At 63.4% G+C, this 25,274-nt stretch carries 18 protein-coding genes; 4 read left to right on the forward strand and 14 right to left on the reverse strand.

Translation table 11 applies throughout. The annotated features are described in order from the left end of the window. Positions 1–3: 3 nt before the first annotated feature. From addA to IYY11_RS11405, 8 genes are all read right to left on the reverse strand, one after another. The gene (addA, locus tag IYY11_RS11370) at positions 4–3,453 is read right to left on the reverse strand and encodes a double-strand break repair helicase AddA (protein WP_196403959.1); all 3,450 of its coding nucleotides are present in this window, start codon (positions 3,451–3,453) and stop codon (positions 4–6) included. Next, entirely contained in the window at positions 3,450–6,557 is a 3,108-nt protein-coding gene (addB, locus tag IYY11_RS11375) for a double-strand break repair protein AddB (RefSeq protein ID WP_196403960.1), read from the reverse strand. The genes addA and addB overlap by 4 nt, the downstream gene beginning before the upstream one ends. A 5-nt stretch (positions 6,558–6,562) precedes the next feature. After that, a complete protein-coding gene (locus tag IYY11_RS11380) occupies positions 6,563–7,255 on the reverse strand; it encodes a nucleotidyltransferase family protein (protein WP_196403961.1) in 693 nt (230 codons plus the stop codon). Positions 7,256–7,289: 34 nt separating this feature from the next. After that, positions 7,290–8,828, reverse strand: a complete 1,539-nt coding sequence (gene tsaE, locus IYY11_RS11385) for a tRNA (adenosine(37)-N6)-threonylcarbamoyltransferase complex ATPase subunit type 1 TsaE (protein ID WP_196403962.1) — start codon at positions 8,826–8,828, stop codon at positions 7,290–7,292. Continuing rightward, entirely contained in the window at positions 8,825–11,329 is a 2,505-nt protein-coding gene (locus tag IYY11_RS11390; protein ID WP_196403963.1) for an ATP-binding protein, read from the reverse strand. The genes tsaE and IYY11_RS11390 overlap by 4 nt, the downstream gene beginning before the upstream one ends. A gap of 354 nt (positions 11,330–11,683) precedes the next feature. Continuing rightward, on the reverse strand, positions 11,684–13,093 hold the full coding sequence (ahcY, locus tag IYY11_RS11395; RefSeq protein ID WP_196403964.1) for an adenosylhomocysteinase: 1,410 nt from the start codon (positions 13,091–13,093) through the stop codon (positions 11,684–11,686). 254 nt (positions 13,094–13,347) lie between these two features. Further along, entirely contained in the window at positions 13,348–14,172 is an 825-nt protein-coding gene (locus IYY11_RS11400; protein ID WP_196403965.1) for a transglutaminase-like domain-containing protein, read from the reverse strand. A gap of 51 nt (positions 14,173–14,223) precedes the next feature. Beyond that, positions 14,224–15,123 carry a transglutaminase family protein gene (locus IYY11_RS11405; RefSeq protein ID WP_196403966.1) on the reverse strand — a complete coding sequence of 300 codons (900 nt, stop codon included), beginning with the start codon at positions 15,121–15,123 and terminating at the stop codon, positions 14,224–14,226. 120 nt (positions 15,124–15,243) lie between these two features. Here IYY11_RS11405 and IYY11_RS11410 point away from each other — a divergent pair, with 120 nt between their 5' ends. Next, positions 15,244–16,041 (forward strand): N-formylglutamate amidohydrolase, encoded by a 798-nt coding sequence (locus tag IYY11_RS11410; RefSeq protein ID WP_196403967.1) that lies wholly within the window; start codon positions 15,244–15,246, stop codon positions 16,039–16,041. 36 nt (positions 16,042–16,077) lie between these two features. Here IYY11_RS11410 and IYY11_RS11415 read toward each other — a convergent pair whose 3' ends face one another. Together IYY11_RS11415 and IYY11_RS11420 are read right to left on the reverse strand one after the other, a co-directional pair. After that, positions 16,078–16,788 (reverse strand): L,D-transpeptidase, encoded by a 711-nt coding sequence (locus tag IYY11_RS11415; protein ID WP_196403968.1) that lies wholly within the window; start codon positions 16,786–16,788, stop codon positions 16,078–16,080. A 478-nt stretch (positions 16,789–17,266) separates the two neighbouring features. Continuing rightward, positions 17,267–18,640 (reverse strand): restriction endonuclease, encoded by a 1,374-nt coding sequence (locus tag IYY11_RS11420; RefSeq protein ID WP_196403969.1) that lies wholly within the window; start codon positions 18,638–18,640, stop codon positions 17,267–17,269. Between the two features lie 489 nt (positions 18,641–19,129). Here IYY11_RS11420 and IYY11_RS11425 point away from each other — a divergent pair, with 489 nt between their 5' ends. Both IYY11_RS11425 and IYY11_RS11430 read left to right on the forward strand, forming a co-directional pair. After that, the gene (locus IYY11_RS11425) at positions 19,130–19,627 is read left to right on the forward strand and encodes a TerB family tellurite resistance protein (protein ID WP_196403970.1); all 498 of its coding nucleotides are present in this window, start codon (positions 19,130–19,132) and stop codon (positions 19,625–19,627) included. Then, positions 19,624–20,409 (forward strand): SDR family NAD(P)-dependent oxidoreductase, encoded by a 786-nt coding sequence (locus tag IYY11_RS11430; protein ID WP_196403971.1) that lies wholly within the window; start codon positions 19,624–19,626, stop codon positions 20,407–20,409. Before IYY11_RS11425 ends, IYY11_RS11430 begins: the two co-directional genes overlap by 4 nt. Positions 20,410–20,504: 95 nt before the next feature. Here IYY11_RS11430 and IYY11_RS11435 read toward each other — a convergent pair whose 3' ends face one another. From IYY11_RS11435 to mgtE, 4 genes are all read right to left on the reverse strand, one after another. Continuing rightward, positions 20,505–21,266 carry a hypothetical protein gene (locus tag IYY11_RS11435; RefSeq protein ID WP_312029721.1) on the reverse strand — a complete coding sequence of 254 codons (762 nt, stop codon included), beginning with the start codon at positions 21,264–21,266 and terminating at the stop codon, positions 20,505–20,507. Positions 21,267–21,430: 164 nt separating this feature from the next. After that, a complete protein-coding gene (gene rpmF, locus IYY11_RS11440) occupies positions 21,431–21,619 on the reverse strand; it encodes a 50S ribosomal protein L32 (RefSeq protein WP_196401297.1) in 189 nt (62 codons plus the stop codon). Between the two features lie 139 nt (positions 21,620–21,758). Continuing rightward, positions 21,759–22,763, reverse strand: a complete 1,005-nt coding sequence (locus IYY11_RS11445) for a GH25 family lysozyme (RefSeq protein ID WP_196403972.1) — start codon at positions 22,761–22,763, stop codon at positions 21,759–21,761. A 51-nt stretch (positions 22,764–22,814) separates the two neighbouring features. Then, positions 22,815–24,227 (reverse strand): magnesium transporter, encoded by a 1,413-nt coding sequence (mgtE, locus tag IYY11_RS11450; RefSeq protein ID WP_196403973.1) that lies wholly within the window; start codon positions 24,225–24,227, stop codon positions 22,815–22,817. A 71-nt stretch (positions 24,228–24,298) separates the two neighbouring features. Between mgtE and IYY11_RS11455 the strand changes: the two genes are divergently transcribed. Continuing rightward, positions 24,299–25,270 carry a polysaccharide deacetylase family protein gene (locus tag IYY11_RS11455; RefSeq protein ID WP_409455245.1) on the forward strand — a complete coding sequence of 324 codons (972 nt, stop codon included), beginning with the start codon at positions 24,299–24,301 and terminating at the stop codon, positions 25,268–25,270. Positions 25,271–25,274 lie beyond the last annotated feature (4 nt).

Below are 25,274 nucleotides of genomic sequence, written 5' to 3' on the forward strand. Positions count from 1 at the left end.
GAACTACGTCAGCGCGCAAGCGAGCGCATCGGCCAGCGCCGATTCATCGGCTTCGAGCACGCTGGCGTTCTGCGTGTAGATCAGAAAGCAGCGCAGCCGCTTGCCGGGGAAGAGCGGCGCGATCGCGGCGCGATAGAGCGCAAGCTGGCGCAAATGCGCATCTTCGAGCTTGGCGCGCGGCCGTCCCGTCTTGAATTCGGCGATGAGCGCCTCGCTCGCCGTTTCGGCAAGCCGGTCGATGCGGCCCGAAACGACGGCTCCGTTTTCGAGCGTCGCGACGATGTCGACCTCAGGAGTCGAGTCTGGGCCAAAGAGCGGCGCGAGACGCGGATCGGCGAGAACCGCGAGCGCCGACTGCGCCAGCGCCTTTCGCCTGTCTTCGACCAGAAAGCCGCCACGCGCCGCAAGGAAGCGCCGCGCCGCGCTTTGCCGATGGTCGGGCGCGCAGGCCGGCAGATGCTGCAGCAGCGCATGGACGAGACGGCCGTGCAGCAGACGTTCCGCTTCGCCTCGGCGCGCAGCCACGCCGTCCGCGCCATTGGCGATGAGGTCTGCGCCAGCCAGCGCGCTCGAGGGACGCAGCGGCGGCGCCGGGGCGACTTCGGGCCGCGCCTTGGTCCTCGCGAAGGCCGGTATGTCCACGGCGTCGGTCCGCAGCGCTCTTCTCGCAAGATCGAAGCGCGGCGGAACCGCGCCGCGGCGCAGAATCGTCGATGTCGCATCGAGGGGGTCGGGCACAATCTCGCAATTGGGTTCGAGCGCGTCGCGTACGGCGTCGTACCAGCAGCCGTCAGCGCGCCCGCTCACGCCGTGAGCGCCACAAATGTAAAGCCGCTCCTCGGCGCGCGTCAGCGCGACATAAAGCAGGCGCTGGCTTTCTTCGCGCTCGCCGCGCCGATGCGCCTCGCGCGCCTGGTGGAGGGCGATCGGGTCGCTGTCCTTGCCGATCGACCAGAGGAGCGCCGCTTCGTCAACCTCGCCGAGCGCATAGAGCTTCGGATCATGCTTGCCGGCGGACGCCCCGCAGGTGTCCGGCAAAAACACGATCTTCGCCTCCAGACCCTTCGCCGCATGAGCGGTCATCACCCGCACGGCGCCGCCGGCCGATTCCATGTCGCGCTTGATGGAAAGATCGAGCGACTCGGCCATCGCCAGGAAGGCCGTCAGCGATGGCGGCTGTTCGCGTTCGAAACTCGCTGCGAGCTTTAAGAATTCGTCGATGGCGTCCTCGGCTTCGCCGCCCAGTCTCGCCATGAGCCGCGCGCGCCCGCCCTCAGGGCCGAGAACGCTGCTGTAGAAATCGAACGGCGCCAGAGCCGCCGCATCGCGTCGTAAGCGTTGCAGCCGCGCCGCGGCCTCCCGGCAGCGCGCGTCTTCGGACTGCTCAAGCGCGTCGATCAGTGACGCGCGACGGCCTGGCGCGAGCGCGATGAGATCGTCGTCGTCGAAGCCAAAGAATGGCGACTTCAACACGCACGCCAGCGTCAGATCGTCTTGCGGCAACAGCGCGGCGCGTCCAAGCGCGATGAGATCATGGACGGCGATGTGGTCGGCGAGATTGAGCCGGTCGGCGCCCGCGACGGGGACATGTTCGTTTTTCAGAGCGCGAATGATCGCCTCGAAGAGCGGGCCACGCTTGCGCACGAGAATCAATATGTCGCTAGGTTCGACGGGACGCAGCGCGCCGCCGTCCTCCACGCATTCGCCGCTCTGCGGCGCAAGCAGCGCCCTGACTTTGCGCGCCAGTCGTTCCGCCAGACGCTCATTGGGGTCGCTCGCGTCGACATAGTCGAGCGGCAGGCGCCAATCGCTCGGGTCCTGCGCTTTTTCCGCGCCGATCGGCTCCCAGATTTCGATGAGCGCCGCGACATCGGATTTCCACGCCTCATGCCTTGGCGCCGGCTCCTGGGGATCGCAGCACAGGCCGAGGCGATTCTCTTCGATCGCGAAAATGTCGTCGACGGCTTGCAAGACGCCGGGCGAAGAGCGGAAGGATTGCGTGAGCCTCACCGCTTCGAAACGGCGTTCGACGCATTCGAATCTTCGGCGAAACTCGCGCCGCATCTCGTCGAATCTTTCCGGCGCCGCGCCCTGGAAGGAAAAGATCGATTGCTTCTCGTCCCCGACCGCAAAAAAACTGCGCGGCGGCCCCCCCCTCGCTTCGCGCGCGCTGGCGCCTGCGCAAAATTCGTCAGCGATCGCCGCCAATATGTCCCACTGCGCCGGACTCGTATCCTGCGCCTCATCGAGCAGGATGTGGTCAATCTGCGCGTCGAGCTTATAGAGCACCCAGGACGGGCTCGAACGATGAAGCAGGCGGCGCGCGCCCTCGATCAGATCGTCATAGTCGAGTAGTCCCCGACGTCTTTTGGCATGCTCATATTCGCCAAGAATGGCGTCGCCGAGAACATGCAGCGCCAGCGAGCGTTCGGCCGCCGCCGCGGCCTTGCGCTTTTCGATGAGTGTGACGAGTCTGTCGCGCTCGGCCTCCATGCGCGCAAGAAGCTGTGGCTCGCATTTGGCGAGCGGGCCGGTGATGATTTTTGTTTTTCCCAGGCCGCGCGGATCGCCATCTGTTTTGAAGAAGGCCGCGAGATAGCTTTCGATACAGTCCGGATGCGGGGCAAGAGCGGCTGCGGTCTCAAGTGAATCGGCGAGTTTGCCGTCGTTGGTCGAACCGCCGCGCAGCATTTTGGCGAGCGTCGGCCATTCGGACGGCGGCTCGCCGTCCTCGATGATCGCCGCTTCGATTCGCGCCAGCGTTTCATCTGTCGTCAAACCAAGCGCAGCAAAGACACGCGCCTCATAGTCGTCCTGCTCGCGCATGCGCGCGATCTTTTGGCGATGATGCAGCAATTCTTCGCAGAGCGCGTCGAATCCCGCGGCCGTCGTCTCACGGGCGACAAGCTCCAGCGCTTTTCGCAGCGATCCATTGTCTCGCGTGGCCGCCTCGAGCGCGCGCCGGCGCGCTGCGTCCATCAGCTCGGCGCGCTCCAGATCGTCGACGACGCGGAAGGACGCCGGAACATTGGCTTCGAAAGGAAAGATATGCAGCAGCTTTTCGCAGAAGGCGTGGATCGTCTGAATCTTGAGGCCGCCGGGCGTCTCGACGGCGCGCGCGAAAAGCCGCCGGGCGAAATCAAGATCGATGCGCGACTCGACCGTCGCGCCCATCTGAGCGATTTCATTGGCCAGCGCTGCATCGTCGAGCGTCGCCCAGCGCGCGAGCGCATCAAAGACGCGCGAACCCATATTGGCGGCGGCCGCCTTCGTATAAGTGAGGCAGAGAATCTGCGACGGCCGCGCGCCGGCAAGCAGCAGCCGCAAAACGCGCTGCGCGAGCACATGCGTTTTCCCGGAGCCAGCATGCGCCGACACCCAGGCGGACGTGAACGGATCTGACGCCGTTTGCTGGCGCCGGATCGTCAGGGCGCCGACGGGCCGCTCGCTCATGCCGTCTCTCCGCCGCCGCGCATCCATTCCTTGACGCGCGCTAGATGGTCGTAGTCGCCGACATCGCTCATAAAGGCTGGATGCGGCCGCGACGCATAGGGCGTCGATTCACTGGAAAACTGCGACAGCAGCTCTTCGAGCTGCGCGCGATGCGCCGCGACGACGTCGGCGAAGCGCGTGTCTTTCCATTCGAGCCAGAGAGTCTCGCCGCCCTTTCGCAAGCCGATATAGGCGGCGCCGGCGACCGGCCGCGGGCCGATCTTTTCGAAAGCGCCGGCTTCGATCATCGCCGCCTCCAACGTCAGCTGCGGCGACCAGCCGGCCTTGACCTGCTTTTTCGACGGCGGCGCGCCGGTCTTGTAGTCGAAGACATAGGCCTGGCCCTCGCGATCCACCTCGATGCGATCGGCGATCGCGGTCAGGCGAAAGGTCGTTCCGTCAATGAGCGCAAGCGCGATCTCGCCCCGCGTTTCGACATGAATGTCGCAGTCCAAAGCGCGCCGCTCCTGTTCGAAGCTGAACGCATGATCGAGCCCCGCTTCGATGCGCGGCCATTGAAAACTCACGAAGGCGGGATCGGCCATGAACCCGTCGAGTTTCTCGCGCGCGAGATCGCGGAGAACGTCGCGGGCGCCAGCGGGAAGCGCGCCGCGCGGATGGCGCGCGACGAACGCCGCAAGCGCCGCATGGATCGCAACGCCGATTTCGCGCGCGCCGGCCTCAGCGCCGATCGGCGGCAGCGGCGTGAGTTTGAGAATATATTCGGCGAAGATCGCGTAAGGATCGCGGCGCAGGCGCTCGACGCGGGTGACGCTCAAGCGTTGCGGGCGCAGCGCCGCCGGCGGGCGCGGCTGCGGCCGCTCGATCGCAATCGTCTTTTCCGGACGATCAAGCGCCGCGGCGATCGCGAGCATCGCGTCGCCGCGTTTCCTGCAGTCGTCGAACGCGTCGCCGGCAAGCGCCGAGAGGCGCGCGATGAAGCGGGAAGGAACGGTTGGCGCGCCATTACGCTTGATGGCGCGGCTGAGCACGACGCGCGCTGCGCCCAAAGCCATGATGAAGTCATGCGCGCTTTGGCCGATGCGTCGCTCCGGCGCCATCAAGCCGAGTTGCGCGCGCATCGAGCGATTGAGAAAAGCTCCGGTGTCCGTCTGCGGCGGCCATACGCCTTCATCGAGCCCGGCGAGCAGGATGAGGTCGGCCTCGATGAGCCGCGCCTCCAAAGGGCCAAGGATTTTTAAGCGCGGATGGGCGCGTCTTGGACCGCGCAGTATTGTCTCGGCGGCGACGCGGTCGAAGAGCGCCGCGTAGTTTTGCGAGTCAAAGCCTGCCGGCGCCTCGGCATGCGCGAGCCGATCGAGGAGTTCGAACAGCGCCGACGCGCCCTCTGCATCAGCGTCGTCGGCGCCGGCGATCACCGCTTCAAGCGCGCTGCTGTGCGCGCGCGCGCGGTCCGACAGCGACGCCGACGGCGTCAGCGCGGCGAAGGGCGAGAAAGCGGCGTCAATACGCGCAAGCGCGACTTCGATCGCGCGCCAGTCGTCGTCGCTGATGCGGCGCGCCGCCGGATGCGCATGCGGCGCGCGCGCCACTTCGCGCGCCGGCGGGACGCGCGCCGCCCAGCCGCCGTCAGGCTGCGCGAATGTCCGCAGCACGCCGATCTCGACGAGCGGCGCGAGCGATGCGACATGCACGCGCGAAAGGCCGAGCGCGGTCAGCGGATGGGCGAGCAGCGCGGCGACGTTCACGGCGCCGGCGCGATCCGATCCGATCGCGGCGACGAGCCGCGCCAGCGCGCCGATGGACGTTCTTGCGAGCGGCATGCCGCCAGAATCGTCGATCTCAATGTCGAAGCGTCGCAACTCGGCGGCGACGCGCTGCGCGACGAGCCGGTCCGGCGTCACAAGCGCCGCCGTTCGGCCGGGCGTCTCCAGCGCCTCGCGCATGAAGAGCGCAAGCGCCAAAGCTTCGAGCCGCTCGTCCGGCGCTTCCAGCGCAATGACGCCGTCGAGCGCCTGTGCGAAGCCGCCGCTCTGCGAAGCCTGATAGCCGCGCCACGCTGACGTCGCGTCGGCAGGCGTCATCGCTTGCGAGACAAACGCGCGGCGCGCCGCGAGAGCCGGGGTCACGCGCGCGAGTTCCCGCGGCTCGTCGCGCGCCGCGCCCATGGCGGCGAGCAAGCGTTTCAGCATCGTTTGCGGATGGGTGAATGCCGGTTCTCCGCCTCTCTCCGTCTGACCCACGCCCGCCCAGGCCTCCGCGCTCATGATCTGATCGAGTCCCGGCAGGACCACGGCGCCATTTTCGAGCCCGGCGATGGCGGCGAGCAGCCGCGTGGTCGTCGGCTGCGCGCCGGTGGAGCCAAGCGCGATCACCGGCGTGGTCGGCGGCGTGCGGACGAGTTCCGCGATCTGCGCTTCAACGAGGCGTTTTTGATAGGCGCTGGCGTCGATCCGTCCGCGGTCGGCGAGAATTTGCGGCCATTCGCGCAAGGCTATCTGCAGAAATTTCGTCGTGATCGCCCAGAAATCGCTGTAGGCGTCGTCGCTCAAAGTATCGAACCTGTCGACCGAAATATCTTCGATGTGCAATTCGTCGATGAGGGCGCCGAGCTCGGCGGCCAGCGCATAGGCCGCCGACGGCGTCGATGCGACGAGAAGCGGCTCGCTCTCATGCAGGCTGGGCGCGCCGCTTGCATCAACCGAGATGAGCGCGCGCCCGATCGCTTCCGCCCATTGCAGAATGAGCCGCGACAACAGCAGGCGTCGCTCCAGCTCTTCGATCGGCGCGCCGAGGGACGCGTCCGCCTCGACGTCAAAGTCTGCGCCGAAAAACGCGGCGTTCTCGCGCTCCTCCAGCGCGCCAAGCGGCAGGATGCGCGGCAGCAGCGTCGCGCGCCGATCCAGCGCCTGCGCGAATTCAGCCGCGAGCGCCCGCGCCGCGCGCTGGGTCGGCACATAGATCGTGGCGCGCGCCATTGTCAGCGGCGGCGTGTCGCGCGAGAGGGCGGGAACGATCTCGCCGTCGAGCAGCGCCGAAACGAACGTCTGCAGAAACGGCGCGCCAGGCGCAATGGTGAAAAGATTGCGGCGACGAGCGAGCATCGCGCTCAGTCCCGGCGCGCGGCGATCGCACGCTCGGCGTCTGCAATAGCTGCGACCGTGCCGACGTGAAGCCAAAGACCGCTGGAGACGACTCCATAGAGCCGCCCCTTGCGCGCGGCCTCGAAGAAGAAGGGCGCGAGCTTGAAGACATCATCCGCGACGCCGGCGAAGAGCTGCGGCTTCATGAGGCCCACGCCGGTATACACATAAGGTTTCTGGCCATCGCGGCGAATGATGCGCCCTTCCGCGTCCAGATCGAAATCGCCGCCCCAGTCGACTCCGACGCTTCCCGATGTCGGCGCGAGCAGCAGCGCCGCGTCCATCATGTCGGGGTCAAAGGCGTCCGCGAGCGCCAGAACATTGGAGCGCGCCGCGCCGATCCAGAACGCGTCGGTGTTGCAGACGAAAAATGGATCGTCTCCGATCAAAGGAAGCGCTTTCTTGATCCCGCCGCCTTGATCCAGCAGCAGCGCGCGTTCGTCAGAAATGACGACTCGCGGACGGACGCGGCTCGCGAGATGCGTTTCGATCTGATCGGCGAGATGATGGACGTTGACGATGACGCGTTCGACGCCAGCGCTTTCGAATTCATCGAGCGCGCGATCGATCAGCGTGCGGCCGGCGACGGAAACGAGCGGCTTTGGCGTCTTCTCGGTGATCGGCCGCATGCGCGCGCCAAATCCGGCGGCGAACACCATCGCGACGCTCGGCGCAGGCGCGCGCGCGCGCTTCTCAGGCGTCGCCAAACAAGCCGGGGATGTTGGCCTCATACCACGCCCTGATGTCGGCCAGCGCCGGATGGCGGAGGCTCTTTTTGAGATAGGATTCAACGCGCGGAAGATGCGCGAGATATTGCGGCTTGCCGTCGCGCTGATCCAGCCGCGCGAAAATCCCCAGGATCTTTGTCGCGCGCTGCGCCGCCAGGATCGCATAAGCCTTGGCGAAAGCGGCCATGTCGAATGCGGAGTCGGCGTCGCGGCGCAGTTTGGCGTAATGGGCGAGGAGCTTCAACTCCAAATCGTCGGGCACGTCGACGCGGGCGTCCTGCCCAAGCGAAGCAACGTCATAGGCGGGATGGCCGAACACACAGTCCTGGAAATCAAGGATGCCGATCCGCGCCAGACCATTCCGCTGCGCGAGCCACAAAAGATTGGGAGAGTGATAGTCTCTCAGAGTCCATGTCGGCGCGGCGCTCGCGACATCAACAAGCGCTTGGCGCCAAAGATTGAGAAAGATGGCCTTGGCGCCGGACGAGACCGACGCCTTCTGGCGCGTGAGATACCAGTCGGCGAGCAATTCCACTTCGATCAGCAATGCGTCGAGGTCATAGGGCGGGATGCGGTAATCGCCGTCGCCCTCGATCATGACCGTATCCGGCAGGCGCTGCGCGTGAAGATAGGCGAGCGCGCCCGCCGCTTCGAGATAGCGCTCGACGATCGGGCCGCTCCCATCGACGACGCCCTCGCCGCCAAAGTCCTCGATGATCAGCAGGCCGGCGTCGACATCTTTGGCGTAGACTTCCGGAGCCGAGAGCCCCAAGCCACGCAGCCCTTGAGACATCGCGACAAAAGGAGCGACATTTTCGGCGAGGCGCGCGATCGCGCTATAGGATTTGCCGAAGCGGATCGGCGGTCCGTCCGGACGCGCCGGCGAGATCATCAGGATCGCGCGCTGTCCATTTTCCTTTTCGAGCCGCTCATAGGCGCGCGTCGAGGCGTCGCCTTGCAAAAAGCTGCGCTTGGCGTCGCTCCAGCCCGCCTTTCGCACAAGCTCGTACAGCGCCTTGAACGACGCGAGGCGCGACACGAAGCCGCCATAGCCGGAAATCGTGAACCGACGCGCCTCGCGATTGTCGCCGTCGACGAAGCTTAGTCGCACTTCGAGACGATCGGGCGAGAGCGCTTCGCGCGCACGTTCCGCCCATTCGACGAGCACGATCGCGTCGTCGGTCGCCTCCTCCCAGCCTAGTCCCTCAAGCTCCCCAGTGTTCTCCAGCCGATAGAAATCGGCGTGGACGATACGATTGCCTGCGCCCTCGTAGATTTGCATCAGCGTGAAGGTCGGGCTTGGCGCCTCAAGCCGCGGGTCTTCGACCAAGGCGCGGATCATCGCGCGTGCGAACGTGGTCTTGCCGGCGCCGAGATCGCCCGAAAGCATGACGGCGTCGCCGTTGCGAACGAGCGTCGAAAGTTCTTGCGCGAGTTCGATCGTCTCGGCTTCGCTGGCGACATCGAGGCGCCAGACAGATTTCGGCGCCGCCTCCTCGCTCATTCCGCGCCTCCAGCGCTCGCCGCCAGAAGAGGCACCTCTTCTTGCGCGGCATGCGCGGGAAAGATGCAGGTGACGGTCGTGCCTTCGCCAGGGGCGGAATCAATCAAGACTCTGCCGCCATGAAGCTCCATCAAGGCGCGCACGATGGAAAGGCCGAGCCCGACGCCGCGGTGGCGGGAACCGGCGGTGTGCGACTCAAAGCGATCGAAGATGCGTTCGAGGATTTCCGGCGAAATGCCGCGGCCGCGATCCGTGACTTTGAAGACGATTTCGGTCTCGCGCCGCAACACGGCAAGCGTCACCGTCTGCCCCGGACGCGAAAATCCGATGGCGTTCGAAAGAAGATTGAACAGGATCTGGCGCACGCGTTTGGCGTCGCCGCGGAACGATCCGACATCGTCCATGGCGACGATCTGCACGTCGATCGAATTCTCGGCGAGCCGATCCTGCACGCCTTCGATCGCGGCGCGCATCGTCGCCTCGACGTCAACCTCGGAAACTTCAAGCTCCAGCGCATCCTCGTCGATGGTCGCCAGATCGAGAATATCGTCGACGATGGCGAGCAGCGCCGCGGAGGATTTGTTGACATAGCCGAGATATTCGCGCTGGCGCGGATTGAGCGGGCCGGTTGAATCCTCTCCGAGGAGATGCACGAAGCCGTTGATGTTGTTGAGCGGCGAGCGCAACTCGTAACTGACGTGATGGATGAAGTCATTGCGCAGCTTTTCTGCGGCGAGCAGCGCCTTGTTGCGGTCCGTCAATGCGCGTTCGACATTCACGTCGGCGGAAACGTCGACGAAGGTCAGGAGCGCCGCGCCATCGAGCAGTGATTGCGCCGTACAGTCCAAGACGACGCCATCGCTGCGTTCGATGCGCCGGGTAAAGCCTTCGCGCAGCTCATTGAGACCGGTGACGAAGCCTTGCAACGCCGCCCATGTCTCCTCTGTGGCGTGCAGCGCGCGGCATTTCGCGGCGAGCGCGTCGAAGCGCGGCCGCTTCGTGAGCTCCTCGGGATCGAGCCGCCACAAATGGGCGAAGGCGGGATTGCTGAATTTCAAACGCCCGTCGGAACCGAAAACCGCCACGCCCTCATGCAGCGTCTCGAGCGTTTCGCTCTGCATGCGGGCGAGCGCGTTGAAACGGGTCTGGAGATCGTAAGCCTTGGTGGCGTCGTCATAAAGATAGGTGACGCCGCCTTTGGGGTTCGGATGCGCGACGACGTCGATGATGCGGCCATCCGGCAGATGCCATGTGTGGCGTATGGGCTCTGGCGAGCGATAGGCTTCGAACAGCCGCTCCTTCCACGCCCTGTAATCCGATTCGACGGGCACGCGCTGCTCGGCGCGCAGACGGTCGAGAATCTGTCCGTCGGTCGGCCGTTGTTCGAGGAACCTTGGGTCGAGCTGCCACAGCTTGGCGTAAGCGTCGTTGCTGTAAATGAGTCGCCGCGCGCGATCGAAGCTCGCGACCGCCGTCGGCAGCTGATCGAGCGTGCGCACATGCGATTGCATCTGCTGCTCAAGATCGGCGCGCACCGTCTCGACCTCATGACGATCGATCGCGATGGCGGCGGCGGCGCCCGCGGCGGAGGCCTGTGTGACGTCGAGCCGATGGCGCGCGCCCGCGACGACGGCGTTGACGCGCTCACGCCAAACGGTGTTCTTGGCGCGCGCTTCCTCGGCGGCGCTACGCGCCGTCTGGTCGAGCAACTCCAGTTTGCGGGCGAGGGCGTCCTCGGGGTTCTTGGCTTCGACCGCCTGCGCATAGGCGTCGTTGACGAAGATGAGTTCGCCCTTGTCGTCGCGTATCCAGAATGGCGCGGGCAGCGTCTGGAGCATCGCGCGCAGACCGGAGAGTTCGGATTGCGCCGACGCGTGGCGCGCACGAAGGCCGATCAGCTCCAACCGGTCGCCGGAGACTTCGCGGACGCGCAACACGACGCTGCCGCCAACCGCTCGACCGTCGGCGTCAAAATGCCGACCGGCGACGCCGGCAAGCGCCAGGCGGAAGCTTTCGCCGCTCTTGCGCAGACGGTCGACGGCGTTTTCGAGCGCCTGAGCGTCTTTGGGCGCAAGCCAGGCGCCAAAACTCAATATGCGGCGCGGCGCGGCGACAGCCCCGGTCATGATCAGAGACGAAGAATGGATATCGGGCTCGGCGTCGGGCGCCGTCCACGCGACGAAGATCTGCGGCTCGGACGCGAGGAAGGTTTTCGCCCGGCCGAGCTGGGCGCGGGCGTCGTCGAGCTCGACGCTCAAGGCGGCTTCGCGGCGGCACCAGGCGGCGCGTTCGCGCACATGCGTCGCAACGATCGCAGCGGCGAAAATCGCCAGTCCGCCGCTAAAAGCGAAGCTGACGATCTGCGGATCAATCGCCAGATCCTCGAGGAAGCCTGCCGCGCGCGCCGGCGTCGCCTCGAGCCATAGAAGCAAAGACCCGAGGGAAGCGCCAGCAAAGGGAGGAGCGCCAGAGTGGTTGATCGCGCGCCGCCGTCTCGTCATTGCGAGGACGACTCCGCTTGCAAGCGATCGAATTGTTGCAAACGATCGAATTGGCGCGTCATGAGAACCGGTCTCCACGATCAATTGCGGGTGCTCAACACAACAACGCCGTAAACGGTTTCTTGCAGAACGCGGACGCAGCCTGCCGGGCGCAGGATGCGGATAGGCTCCGACGACAGGAAGACGGAGGGCTCCGTCGGTGGCCCGCCGCGCCGCACACGAATCAACCCCAATCTAAAGCGCAATTGCTCAAAACGGAATCGGCGTTTCGGCCATAAGCCGAGCCATCTCAAAAGACGGCCTCGCTCCAGGCAAGGAGCGAGGCCGCAAAATGGGCAAAAACCTGAACTGCGTTCAGTAGCGGTAATGTTCCGGCTTGAAGGGGCCGTTCTTGGGCAGGTTCAGATATTTGGCCTGCTCATCGGTCATCTGCGTCAGCTTCACGCCGATCTTGTCGAGATGCAGCGAGGCGACCTTCTCGTCGAGGTGCTTGGGCAACGTGTAGACGCCGACCGGATACTGGCCCTGCTTGGTCCAAAGTTCGATCTGCGCCAGCGTCTGATTGGTGAAGGACGCCGACATCACGAAGGAGGGATGACCCGTCGCGCAGCCCAGGTTCACGAGGCGGCCTTCGGCGAGCAGCAGGATGCGCTTGCCGTCCGCGAACTCGATCTCGTCGACCTGCGGCTTCACATTGTGCCACTTCAGGTTCTTCAGGCCGGCGACCTGAATCTCCGAGTCGAAATGGCCGATGTTGCAGACGATGGCGCGGTCCTTCATGGCGCGCATATGGTCGACGGTGATGACGTCGACATTGCCCGTCGCCGTGCAGAAGATGTCGCCGCGCGGCGCAGCGTCTTCCATCGTCGTGACTTCATAACCTTCCATCGCCGCCTGCAGGGCGCAGATCGGGTCGATTTCGGTGACCAGCACGCGGCAACCGGCGTTGCGCAGCGACGCCGCCGAGCCTTTGCCCACGTCGCCATAGCCGGCGATGACGGCGACCTTGCCGGCCATCATCACGTCGGTGGCGCGGCGCACGCCATCGACCAGCGACTCGCGGCAGCCATAGAGATTGTCGAATTTCGACTTGGTGACCGAGTCGTTGACGTTGATCGCCGGCCAGAGGAGCTTGCCCTCCTTGTGCATGACATAGAGGCGATGCACGCCCGTCGTCGTCTCTTCGGTGACGCCTTTGATCGCCTCGGCGTTGCGCTTGTAGAAGCCCGGATTGGCCTTCAGGCGCTTCTTGATCGAGGCGTAGAGAACTTCTTCTTCTTCATTCGAAGCGGTTTCGAGGAAGGCGACGTCGCCCTGCTCGGCGCGCAGGCCCAGATGAATGAGCAGCGTGGCGTCGCCACCGTCGTCGAGGATCATGTTGGGGCAGCCGCCGTCGCTCCATTCGAAGATCTTGTGGGTGTAATCCCAATAATCTTCGAGGCTCTCGCCCTTCTTGGCGAAGACCGGCGTGCCGGTCGCGGCGATGGCGGCGGCGGCGTGGTCCTGCGTCGAATAGATGTTGCAGGAGGCCCAGCGCACGTCGGCGCCGAGCGCCTTCAAAGTCTCAATCAGCACGGCCGTCTGGATGGTCATGTGCAGCGAGCCGGCGACGCGCGCGCCTTTCAGCGGCTGCGACGGGCCATATTCGGCGCGGGTCGCCATCAGGCCGGGCATTTCCGTCTCGGCGATGGCGATTTCCTTGCGGCCCCATTCCGCCAGCGAAAGGTCGGTGACGGCGAAATCGTTAAAGTGATGTGCGGTCATGCGAAATCCTCTGTTTCTCGTGCGGCTCGTCGGCTGTCATTCCCGACGCTTCGCATCGCGAAGCGAGGGAGTATCCGAGCAAAGCCGGCGTCTCTCGGCTCTGGATTCCCGGTCAGGCCTGCGGCTGGCCGGGGACGACACGCCAAGCGAATGGCTCAACCGAATACGCGCCGCTGGTTTACGCCAGCGGCTCGGAGCGAGCCTATAGCAGGGGTGGGCGAGGAAGGCAATAAAGATATAAAGATGCGTTTATGTCAATTCCCGTACGCCGGCGCCGTGACCTCCTCGGCGATGACCCTGAAGCTCGCGAGCGTGCACGGGCCAAATGAGGTCACCATCGCGACGTCGGTCGCATCTCGTCCGCGCGCAATCAGGATGCGCCCGATTCGCGGGGTGTTGTGGCGGGCGTCGAAGGTGTGCCAGCGGCCGCCGAGATAGACTTCGAACCAGGCGCTGAAATCCATCGCGGCGTCGTCCGGCGGCACGCCGATGTCTCCAAGATAGCCGGTGCAGTAACGCGCAGGAATATTCATGCAGCGGCACAAGGCGACGGCGAGATGAGCGAAGTCGCGGCACACGCCGCGTTGCTCTGCATTCGCGTCCCACGCTGTTCTTGTCGGGCTCGCATGCTGGTAATCGAAGGCGAGGCGGTCATGGACATAGTCACAGATCGCCTGCGCCAGCGGCCAACCCTTCGGAACCTGACCGAAAAGCGACCACGCCAAATCCGACAGGCGATCGGTCTCGCAATAGCGGCTGCCGAGCAGATAGATCAGAACCTCCACCGGCAGGTCTTCGAGCGCATGCTGCTCGGCCTGCGCGGCGATTGGGTCGGGTTCGCCATTGTCCTGCACCAGAAAGTCCGAGGACATTGTCAGCCGGCCCACAGGTGCGCGGATGACGTGGCAGAAATTGCCGAAACTGTCGTGATAGGTGTTGGCGGGGATGGGCGGATCGAGGCGCATGCGATCCGCGGTCAGCACATCAGCGAGGCGTGACGGATGGACGCTCAGCGTCAGAATCATCGGCGTCGGCTGCGGGCAGTCATAGGTGATTTCATAGCCGGCGCGAATCTTCATCCGGAAAGCCTCCTCTGCTCGAACAAGCGGAGCCGTCGCAACGGTCGGGCGTTATCCTCCCGCGCACATGAGAGCGCCGCATTCGGCGTCCGCAGCGGCGGCGACTTTGACGGCGACCTTCATGGCGAGATGGTCGGACGCCGTCCCGATCCATGTTCCTTGCAGCGGAATCGCTTCCCTTGGCTCATCCACGACCGCGATGCGCACCAAATTCCGATTCCCGAACATGCCGCTCGATGGATCGAAGTCAACCCAGCCAGGGCCGGCGATATAGGCCTGGACCCAGGCGTGGGTGTTGCCCCCGACGTCGTCGTCGTCATCATCGTCAAGATGCAGATATCCGGAGACGAATCGCGCGGCGATTCCAAGCGACCGCAGCGCCGCGATCATCAGCGTCGCAAGGTCGCGACAACTTCCACTCGCGAGCTCCAACGTCTGCACCGGATCCTGCACGCCCTTCTCATGTCGCGATACATGCTTGAAGGTCCGGTTGATGGTCTGCGTCATCTCGACGAGAAGCTTGTGGGTGTCGGCCGATCCATCCTCCCGCAGGAACGCGGCGGCCCAGCGATCGAGCCGGGGATGCTGCGACTGTGGCGTGAGGAAGCGCGCGAGATCGCGCCTCTCTGCTTCGCCGTAAGCAAACGGATGGCTCCGCGCAAAGTCCTCAATATCGGCTTCTTTGAAGTCGGTCGGCGCGTGGCGGAGACGCATGGTGCTTTCGACGCGAAGCTCCGAGGCGCGTTCCGCGAAACGGGCCGTCGCGACATGATTGCCGAAAATATCCCGCGTCCAGGAGATTTGGCTCGGCGCGGGCGTAATTTCGAGTTCGGACTCGAGCACGATCTGGTCGTCGTCGTCGCGCGGACGCAGCATCATCCGGTGCTCGCCGAACGCGACAGGCTGCGCATAATGGTAAGTCGTGACGTGTCGGACGGTGAGAATCGGCATTGCGGTCCCGCGGTGATCAAGTTGCGGATAATGCAAGTTCCGATAGCAGGCAATTTCCACGCCAGGAACAGGACTCGTTTATCGCTTTGCGCCGTCGCCGCTCCAACGAAGAGAACGCCCATGACTGGATCGCCATACAGACTGTTGGCGGCCGATGACCCGGCGCCGATCACGGTGCACAATGAAAACGGCCTCTCGCCGCTGCTGATCGTGGTCGATCACGCGGGCAATGCCCTCCCGCGCGCGCTCGGCCGGCTCGGCGTTCCGGAAAGCGAATTGGCGCGCCACATCGCCTGGGACATTGGCGTCGCTGCGGTTTCGCGCTTCGTGGCGGATGCGCTCGACGCCACTTTGGTGCAGCAGAACTATTCGCGCCTGGTCATCGACTGCAACCGCGCGCCGGGGTCGGAAACGTCAATCCCCGAAATCAGCGAGTTTACCCAGATCCCCGGAAACGTCGGCTTGAGCGAAGGCCAGAAGGACGCGCGGCTGCGCGAGATTTTCCAGCCCTATCATGATCGGATCAAAGCCGAGCTTGATCGGCGATGGCGGGAGGGCCGGCCGGCGGCGTTGATCGCAATGCATAGTTTTACGCCGGTCTACATGGGCGCGGCGCGGCCCTGGCATGCCGGCGTGCTGTACAATCGCGACGCGCGTTTCGCCGATCTGCTGATCGCTTCGCTCAAGCGCGAAGACGGACTCGTCGTCGGCGATAACGAGCCTTATAGCGTGACCGATGAGACGGATTACACCATTCCGGTGCATGGCGAGCGTCGCGGGCTGCTTCACGTCGAGGTCGAGATCCGCCAGGACCTGATCGCCGGCGACAGCGGACAGCGCGCGTGGGGTTCGCTGCTCGCGCGTTTGCTGCCGCAGGCGTATCGAGAGCTGACGACGGCGTCGTCGCTGCGGCCCTAGGATTGGCGGCGCCTGAAAAGGAATTGACCCCGCTGGCTACGCCGGCAGCATGACCACCTTCGTCTTGACCGGCGTTCGCGAATAGAGGTCGAGCATGTCCTGACTGAGGAGGCCTGTACAGCCGCTCGTGATGCCCTGCCCGAGCGTATCGGGGTCGCTGGTGCTGTAGATCGTATAGACCGTGTAGACGCCGTTTTTATAGAGATACAGCACGCGGGCGCCGAGCGGATTCTCCAGACCTCCCGGCATGCCGCCGGCATATTTGCGCGCCTCTGGCTGGCGCGCGATCATCTCCTTGGGCGGCGTCCAGGTGGGCCACTCGGCCTTGCGCCCGACATAGACATCACCGCTCCACAGGAATCCGGGGCGGCTGACATTGGCGCCATAGCGGGTGGCCATTCCGTCGCCTTCGATGCGGTAAAGATGGAATTTGCCAGGATCGACGATGATCGTGCCGGGCGCTTCCTTGCTGTCGTAGCGCACTTTCTGGCGAAAATATCTCGGATCGACCCTGCTGATGTCGACAGCCGGGATCGCGAATTTGTCGTTGGCAACCGGCCCGTAAAGCTTCGCCGCTTCGGCGCGCATCAAATCGTCGGACGACACGCAACCGGCGAGTCCCGCCGCGCCGAGACCGGCGGCGGAGCCGACCAGAAACGACCGGCGGTTGAGACGCCCCGACGCAAGCCCAAGCGGAGCTTCCTCGTTTCTTTCGCCGGCATCGGCGATCCCATCGTCCATGATCATGATTTTGGAGTTCCCATGTCCTGTTGCCGACCAGAGAATGCTCCGGCCTAAACCCGCCGAACGTCTTTGCTGAGCCGAGACCTTGCCATCACTTGCTTTTCGGAATGTAAAGACTGTCGCCTTTGACCGGCAATTTCGGTCATTCTGTGGCGGTGTTCGCCAATGGCGATAGGCCGTCGTATGAGCGCTCACCAATACAGTTGGATTGTCACTGGGTTAGCCTGCTCGGGCTGAATCGGCGATAACGCGCTCGCCCTTTCCGAGCAATCCGACGTGCGATCGAAGGCCGGCGGCATTGTGCTGTCGCCGGCGCGCCCGCGCCGCGAATCGACACAAGTTTGCGACGAGCCGCTGCCTGTCGAAACTTCTCGCGGGAGAAAAGCGAGCCTCTCGGCAGTCCCGAGCAAACTCAAAATCCAAAAGTCCCCCGCTTACTCAACGGCTCGTTGTTGAATGCCCAGAACAATCAGTTCTGCTCTTAATGACCCCGACGAGGGCGAGTGGGCCTGGTGCGCAGCTCTTCGCACACTGCAGTCGTCTCCATGACCCTGCCCACGTTGGCGTCGATCAGCTCTTCTTTGTAAATGCGAGCGCCATTTGGGCTTCGATGGCTCAAGCTAGCGACCATTTTTAATTCGCGATTCCGCCGATGCACGCCTTGCCAGGAGAGTTCGCGCGCTCTGCTTGTATCCAAGATGTCATATTGTGCGCGGCGCTCAATGGCGGCGCCCTTTTTCTGGCGGTGTCGCACCGTCCATTTATCACCTGTGATCGAAATATCAATCGATGTCGTCTCTCCGGCGGATGCCGGCAAACAACGCAGAGCTAGCGCGAAATGAGGTAGAGGATTGTCACCCGCGCTTGTCCGAGGAATACGACTCACCTTATCCCCGCCTTCAACGGCAGCCTCGACATTACCCCTTGCAGATGGCGGCGCCCTTGGATCGGGGCTCGACCTTGAAACTGGTTGGGCGGTTGCTTCGGAAGGCGACGACGGATCCTTTGCGGTCACGTCCGAGATCGATGACGTCCCACGACTTGATGCGCTCGGCGCCGACGTTCCGGACGCGAGAGTTTTTTGCACCTGATGTTTTGGGTCCTGGATAGACCGGGAGTTCATCACATTCGGAGGCGCACGGTTAAGAAAGATTGAAATGATAATGGCAGATACGACTGCCGCCATCGTATAAAATAGAATAGGCATGCTCTGCTGCGGACGGGTGGCTTCTGCGAAAGCCGCTTCCCGAGGAACCTCCACGGACGAGATTGCTGGATACGGAAAAAACCGTTCAGAAGCTTCTTTGGGAAAGCTTAGAATTTTATCGATTTTTGCGAGGTCGCGATGGTGTAGCAAAATAACGTTGTTCGTTCGTGCGAGTTCCTGGGCAGCGGGAGTATAACTGTTATTGCTTACGACAATTGCGTAATCCGCCATTTCATGAGCTCGGGCTGCAACGACCTCTTGCACTGCTTTGTTGCCGACGGGAGATCGGTAGAGTTTGCATTGAACCGCAAGCCGAATTCCCGATTTTTGAGCAATTACGTCCACGCCTTGATCGCGGCTGGCCATCGTCACCCGCGCGTCCCAACCGCTGCGATTAAGTTCTTCGGCACAGTAATGCTCATAATCTATGGGCGTCATCTCATCTCGAAACGCCTGATGACGTGGTTCGAGCTCTGTTTTCGAAGCAACCGTGCTCTCAACATAATCAGTTAGCTCGGGCGCTCGCTCAGCCGCAACAAAGCGGTCATAATCGCTGTCCAGTCCCAAGAACAGGTTATTCGAAATAAAGTAATCTATCTCCTTTAACCATTTTTCCGGCTTCAAATTGCCGTAGGGATCGAGCTGCAATAATTGAGATCTCCTCCGCGCTAGAACCTCAATGTTGGCGTCAACGACTTCTTTTAGCGTACTATCCACGCGTCTCGCGGCGCGCGAATACTTCACGTAACTCGTAGTCCAAACGGCGATAGTCCCCAGTCCGGCTATCGCTAGAAGACCCGCTAAGATTTTACTGAGCTCGCTTGGCCAACCCGCCCAAGCCAGAAGTCCTGCGAATGGTAGGAGGACCAGACCAGAGCCATTATTTTTCTTTTTTTTCGCCATCGCCGATAAATTTGTTCGTAGGCGGACTTAACCGCAGCGTCGCGAGATATCTTAATCGTCTCCGCGCAAAAATACATGGCCAAGCCTCAGCGTGACGGTGGGCCCCATGCCGAAATATCTGCAAACTTTCCCCAGTTCTGGAGAGCGACGGCGTGTTCCGCGTCAAGCTATCCTTCCCCGCCCCCGCTCTATACGGATTTGCAACGCAGCTCCCGCCCCGCTAGCTTCGCCGCCATGTTCTCAGCGCTCAAAAACTTCATCAATGAACTCACCGGCGAGGCCGAGCGGCCCAAGGCCTTTGAGGCCGCGGACTATCAGCTCGCCGCCGCCGCGCTTCTCGTCCATATCGCCTCGGTCGACGGGCAATTCGACGACACGGAGAAGGCCCGCATCCGGCAGCTCGTCGAGGCGCGCTTCAACCTCCAGGGGGACGAGGCGGCCGAATTGATCGACGCCGCGCAGGCGAGCGAGCGCGACGCCGTCGACCTCTATCGCTTCACCAGCGTTCTGAAGCGCCGGCTCGACGAGGACGGGCGCCGCCAGATCATCGGCATGCTCTGGGACATGGCGCATGCCGACGGCGCGGTGCATGAGTTCGAGGAGAACGTCGTCTGGCGCGTCGCCGAATTGCTCGGCGTCTCGACGCGCGAACGCGTCGAGCTGCGCCGCGAGTTCCGCGACGCGGCGCCGGCGCCGAGCGGTCCCTGGTCGCGCGATAAGGACGAACTGTGATGCGCCCTGTCGCGGTGATCACCGGCGCGTCCGACGGCATCGGCGCGGCGCTTGCCCGCATCTTCGCCGCCCACGGCCATGAACTTGCGCTCGTCGCCCGTCGCGGCGACCGGCTGGAGGCGCTGGCCGATGAAATCGCCGCCGATGGCGCCGTCCGCCCGCTCGCGATCGAACTCGATCTCACCACCGAGGGCGCCGCGGATACGCTGTCGGAGCGGCTGGCGGAAGCCGGCGTCGCTCCAAACTTCCTCGTCAACAACGCGGGCTTCGGCATCATGGGCCGCGCCATCGAACTCGACGCCGCCGAGCAGCTCGCGATTGTCGATCTCAACATGCGCGCGCTCACCGCGCTGACCTTGCGCTTTCTGCCGGCGATCGTCGCGGCGAAGGGCGGCGTCCTCAACGTCGCCTCGGTGGCCGCCTTCATGCCGGGACCGGGCTTTGCGGTCTATTACGCCACCAAGGCCTATGTGCGCTCGTTCAGCGAAGCGCTGTCGCAGGAATTGAAGCCGCTGGGGGTGAAGGTCGCGTGCCTGTGTCCCGGTCCGGTGCAGACCGGCTTCCAGGCGCGCGCCGGGATGGATCTCTCCGGCTTCATGACGGCGATCAAGCCGGCGATGCTGCCGGCGGCGGAAGTCGCGCGCCAGGGCTACGCGGGTCTGATGGCCGGCAAGCGCGTCATCGTGCCGGGCCTCGTCAACCGGATATTCGTTTGGGGTGCGGCGGCGGCGCCGCGGGCGCTTTTGCTGCCGCTGCTCGCGACGGCCCAGCAGCGGCGCTGATCAACGCCGGCGAAGCCTTTCCTGCCACGGCAAAGGCGCTGCCGGCCGCCTCTTGCGTGAAAACAAATAACTCAGCGACTAATTCGAAGTTCAACTTACCCCATTTTGATAATGTCGACTGCAGATTTCAGAGGTTCGGTTGGAACAGTGAAAAACCCCTGGAATGGCCGATCGAGCTCCACCAGCAGAAAGATCGCCCCGGAGACGCATATGGACGCCGTGACAAGCCCAAGCGCCGCTGTCCAATGATGGTGCGAAATGACGCCGAAATTAAAGAAAACCGTCACGAGGAGCGCGATCAGGAATATGACCACCTCTAGCGGTATATTGGCGTTCAAGTCGTTATATATTTTCCATCTTATGCCGGAAATTTCTTGCGTTAAATTAAGCGCGGCCGTTTTCGCCCATGATTTTTTCTCATCTTTTGCTTCTAAACTGAGCACGGCCTCTCGAAATGAATCGATCTTGGCTTTTTTAAAAGCCTCTTTTTGATCGATGTTATCGCCGCTCGCGACCTGCAATAGATCAATCTGACCCTGCAGAGTGCGCATGATCTTTGTTCTCGCTTCGTTAGCTTCGTCGCCAAACAAATCTAACACGCGATGCAACAAAACAACCTTGGACGCTTGCGTCCTGACCTCGTCAACCTTCTTATCAAAATTGTTTTTTGCTGTTACCAATAAAAATCCGAGACATACCGCAAGTAGTGAAGCAATCATGTTTCTCACTGCTTTGAACTGATCCCTTGATACTCCATCAAGCCAGCTCTCTTTCAGCCTTAGCGTAACGGCAAATCCAAATATGCCTGCTAGCAATGTCGCAAAAAAAGTAACTATAGCTATATCTATGCTATTCACGAGTATTTCCTCCGCAGGATCCTACCCGGCAAGGACGCCCTTGCAAACCTTCGCGTAGCCTGAGCGATCCCCGACCGCCTGGCATGAATAAGGCCCGCATGACTGTTCGAAAACAAAAAAGCGAGCCTCGCGGCCCGCTTTCACTTCATCGCACGTCGGAGCGATTATTCCTCGACGGCTTTCGGCTTCAGCACCTGACGGCCACGATACATGCCGGACTTGAGGTCGACGTGATGCGGCCGGCGAAGCTCGCCGGAATCCTTGTCTTCGATATAGGTCGGCGCCTTGAGGGCGTCGGCGGAGCGACGGAATCCCCGCTTCATCGGCGAGGTTTTTCTCTTCGGAACGGCCATTTATTCTCTCTCTGACGGAAGGCTGCGGGCGGGAGCGCCGCGCGGCGGAAACTGGCGTTGGGCCTATACGCGAAATCTCGCCCCATGGCTACCCCGTCGAGGGCTGTTACCAGGGCGATCGGTCGCTGCAGCTTTCCGCCTATTGGACGGCGGCCGGCGGGACGGGAGCGCTCGCCGCCTTGTCATAGGCGTTCTTTTCGCCGCCCGACAGCATCGCCGGATCTTCCTCGATGAGCTGCTTGCCGCCGCGATCGTCGGTCGGCCGCGCCGCGACCGGCGCCGCCGCCAGGCCGGTCTGATGCGCGAGCCAGCTTCGCCAGTGATCGGCTGAGCCGTTGAACGTGTTCTGGTCCACCGCGCCGGTGATGCCGGGCACGCGCCCGTCCGAGCGATACTGCCAAAAAGTCCATTTGCGGTCGCCGTAACGCACCTGTGGGTGATATTTCGTCGAGCGGACCCAGATCGGATATTCGGACAGAGCGTCGGAATGCAGGATCGCCTGATAGAAGTCGACCGATGAATAGATGATCGGCTTCTTGCCGTAATGGCGCTCCATCTGCGTGAGCATGTCCTTCATGTCGCGCAGCACTTCCTCGCGATAGAGCGTGCGTTTGCAGGTTCCCGACGTCGGCGTCGCCTCGACATCGAGCACCGGCGGCAGCGCGTCGGGCTCATTCGGCACGATGCTGGCGAAATTGCCAATCTCTTCATGCGGCCGGCGACACCAGTATACGAAGTGATAGGCGCCGCGCGGCACGCCGGCCGCCTTCGCCGCCGCCCAATTTTGGGCGAACTTCGAGTCGACCCGGTCGCCGCCTTCCGTGGCCTTGATGAAGGCGAAGGAGACGCCGGATTCCTTCACCTGCTCCCAGTCGATATTCCCCTGATATTTCGACACGTCGATGCCGTGGACGGCGAATTCGGCGCTGCGCGTCGCCGGGAATTTATGGAGATCGTTCTCCGGCACGGCGTAGGCGAGAAAGCTCGGGTCGCGCTTGGGATTGATTAGCGGCGCGCTGGTCTGGAACCGCGGCCGGCGCGAAAAGCCCGGATCATAAGAGCTGCCGCAGCCCGCGAGCGTCGCCGCCAATGCAGCGCACACGAGGGCCGAGGAAAGCGGGGAAAAACATTTCAACGAGCGCATTTCTCCAAATTATCTCCGCAGGCGGTAACGGAGCGTAAACGCCGACGCGCCTCAGCCCAAATGGAACCACATACTGGCGATTGTAAGGAACGCCCCGTAGCCGACCACGTCGGTGATGGTCGTCACGAAAGGCCCCGACGCGACGGCAGGATCGAACTTCAGCTTGTCGAACGCAAGCGGCACGACGATGCCGCCAAGTGCTCCCGCCACCAGATTCGTGAACATCGCCATGGCGATGACAGGCCCAAGCCCAACATTATGGAACCAGTTGGCGGCGACGACGCCGGTCACGAGGCCAAAGGCCGCGCCATTGACCGCGCCGATGGCCAGCTCCCGGAAAATAATCCGCATGGCGTTGGCGCGGGTCAGCTCGCGGGTGGCGAGCGCCCGAACGGCGACGGTCATGGTCTGGGTCGCGGAATTGCCGCCCTGGCCCGCGACGATCGGCCCCAGCACCGCCAGCGCCACCATTTGCTCCAGCTGCAACTGAAAATGCTTGAGCACGCTGGAGGTGATGAAGGCGGTCAGCATATTCACTGAGAGCCAAGTGAAGCGGCTCCGCGCGATCCACCAGAAATTGTCGGTCAGCTCTTCTTCGGGGTTGACGCCGCCGAGCGCCAGGATCTCGTCCGACGCCTGCTCCTGGATGACGTCGACGATGTCGTCGATGGTGAGAACGCCGACGAGCCGTTCGGATTCATCGACAACCGGCACGGAGACGAGATTGTAGCGCTCGAAGAGCCGCGCCGCCTCGGCGCCGTCCTCGGTCGCATTCACCCGCCGCCGATCCTCCTGCATGATTTCGTCGAGCCGCACGCTCGGCCTGGCCCGCACCAGAGCGTCGAGGAAAACGGTCCCCAGCAAACGGTAGCCGGGATCGACGACGAAGACCTCGAAGAAGTTCTCGGGCAGATTCTCTTCACCGCATTCTCGAAAAAAATCGAGCACGCGCCCCGCCGTCCAGAAGGGGGGCGCCGCGACAAACGTCGTCTGCATCAGGCGCCCGGCGGAATCCTCCGGATAGTCCAGCGAGCGGCGCAGGACGATCCGCTCTTGCGCCGGGAGCGCGTCGAGGACCTCCGCCTGTTCTTTTGGCTCCAGACCTTCGAGAATGGCGACGGCGTCGTCGCTTTCGAGGTCGCGCACGCCCTCGATGAGGGTCTCGACTTGGAGTTCCTCGAGGATGTCCTCGCGGGTCGCTTCGCCGACCTCCATCAGGGCCGTAAAGTCGAAGTCCGCGCCCATCAGCTCGACAAGGCGGGGCCGCGCTTCGTGGCTCAGCAGCTCCAGCAAGGCGCCAAGGTCCGCCTCGTGCAGGTCGCCGACGAGCTCGTGAACGCGCTCCGAGTCGCCGAGCGCGATCGCGCCTTCGACGTCGAGAACGAATTCCCGGCTGAGAGACGCCTCTCGGCCGTCGCGGAAGTCCTCGGCGGGGGTCGCCGTATCTTCATGATCGAGCGGCATAGGCGGTCCCGCGCTATATTATGGTCGCGCTCTTAACCCGAGGGCGCGAGAAATCAAACCGGCAAGCCGTCATGACCGCCATTTTTCTATTGCTGAAAAGATCTAAAGCGACAGTCGCCGCTCCCCTCCAGCGGTCCGCCCTCATGCTGCTGGCGACTTTATCGGCCGCCGGCGTCTGTTATGCGCCCCGCGACGCCGCCGCCGTGGAACGGAATTGCGGACCCGACGCGCTCGGCGTGTCGCGAATCATCGAAATCGACCGCGCCAAGGGAACGGCGGTCGGCCTGCAAAGCTATCCGCGCACGCTCGATTTGCGCGACCATGAGGTGGTGCTGACGTTCGATGACGGACCGGCGTCTCCCACGCCGCAAGTGCTCGACGCGCTCGCCAAGGAATGCGCGCGCGTGACCTTCTTTCTGATCGGCCGGAATGCGGAAAGCCTGCCCGCTCTGGTGAAGCGCGCCGCCGCGGACGGCCACACCATCGCTCACCATTCCTACAGCCATCCCGACAAGACCCTGAGGCTGATGAGCGAGGACGCCGCCAAGGCCGACATCGACAAGGGGATCGCCGCCGTGAACAAGGCGCTCGGCGCGACGGCCGCGCCTTTCTTCCGCTTTCCCGGCTTCGCCGACACGCCCGCGCTCGTCGCCGACCTCACAGCGCGCGGCTATACGATCTTCGGCTCGGATCTGTGGGCCTCGGACTGGTCGCATATGACGCCCAAGGCCGAACTCGATCTCGTGCTGTCGCGGCTTGAAAAGAACCGCAAAGGCATCGTGCTCTTCCACGATTCGCAAGGGATCACCGCGCAGATGCTGCCGGAATTTCTGCGCGAACTCAAAAAGCGCGGCTATTCGCTCGTCCACATGGTTCCGGGCGACGCGCCGACCCCGATCGTCGCCGCCGGTTCGGATTGGACATCGACGACGGAGCCGATCATCGCCAAAACGCTTGGACCAAAGACCAGGCAGGCGCCGCAGGCGCATGAGCATGAACATGAGCATGGCGCGCCGGAGGCGCCGAAATCCGGCGAGCCTTAGCGCA

The sequence above is a fragment of the Methylocystis sp. H62 genome, assembly GCF_015709515.1.
GTDB lineage: Bacteria > Pseudomonadota > Alphaproteobacteria > Rhizobiales > Beijerinckiaceae > Methylocystis.

Bases quoted from the DNA above. Each gene is read 5' to 3' on its own strand.
- IYY11_RS11390 (WP_196403963.1), bottom strand. From the start codon at position 11,329: ATGACGAGACGGCGGCGCGCGATCAACCACTCTGGCGCTCCTCCCTTT.
- addA (WP_196403959.1), bottom strand. From the start codon at position 3,453: ATGAGCGAGCGGCCCGTCGGCGCCCTGACGATCCGGCGCCAGCAAACG.
- rpmF (WP_196401297.1), bottom strand. From the start codon at position 21,619: ATGGCCGTTCCGAAGAGAAAAACCTCGCCGATGAAGCGGGGATTCCGT.
- addB (WP_196403960.1), bottom strand. From the start codon at position 6,557: ATGCTCGCTCGTCGCCGCAATCTTTTCACCATTGCGCCTGGCGCGCCG.
- IYY11_RS11410 (WP_196403967.1), top strand. From the start codon at position 15,244: ATGACTGGATCGCCATACAGACTGTTGGCGGCCGATGACCCGGCGCCG.
- IYY11_RS11380 (WP_196403961.1), bottom strand. From the start codon at position 7,255: ATGGTGTTCGCCGCCGGATTTGGCGCGCGCATGCGGCCGATCACCGAG.
- tsaE (WP_196403962.1), bottom strand. From the start codon at position 8,828: ATGAGCGAGGAGGCGGCGCCGAAATCTGTCTGGCGCCTCGATGTCGCC.
- IYY11_RS11455 (WP_409455245.1), top strand. From the start codon at position 24,299: ATGACCGCCATTTTTCTATTGCTGAAAAGATCTAAAGCGACAGTCGCC.
- IYY11_RS11405 (WP_196403966.1), bottom strand. From the start codon at position 15,123: ATGCCGATTCTCACCGTCCGACACGTCACGACTTACCATTATGCGCAG.
- ahcY (WP_196403964.1), bottom strand. From the start codon at position 13,093: ATGACCGCACATCACTTTAACGATTTCGCCGTCACCGACCTTTCGCTG.
- IYY11_RS11400 (WP_196403965.1), bottom strand. From the start codon at position 14,172: ATGAAGATTCGCGCCGGCTATGAAATCACCTATGACTGCCCGCAGCCG.
- IYY11_RS11415 (WP_196403968.1), bottom strand. From the start codon at position 16,788: ATGATCATGGACGATGGGATCGCCGATGCCGGCGAAAGAAACGAGGAA.
- mgtE (WP_196403973.1), bottom strand. From the start codon at position 24,227: ATGCCGCTCGATCATGAAGATACGGCGACCCCCGCCGAGGACTTCCGC.
- IYY11_RS11445 (WP_196403972.1), bottom strand. From the start codon at position 22,763: ATGCGCTCGTTGAAATGTTTTTCCCCGCTTTCCTCGGCCCTCGTGTGC.
- IYY11_RS11425 (WP_196403970.1), top strand. From the start codon at position 19,130: ATGTTCTCAGCGCTCAAAAACTTCATCAATGAACTCACCGGCGAGGCC.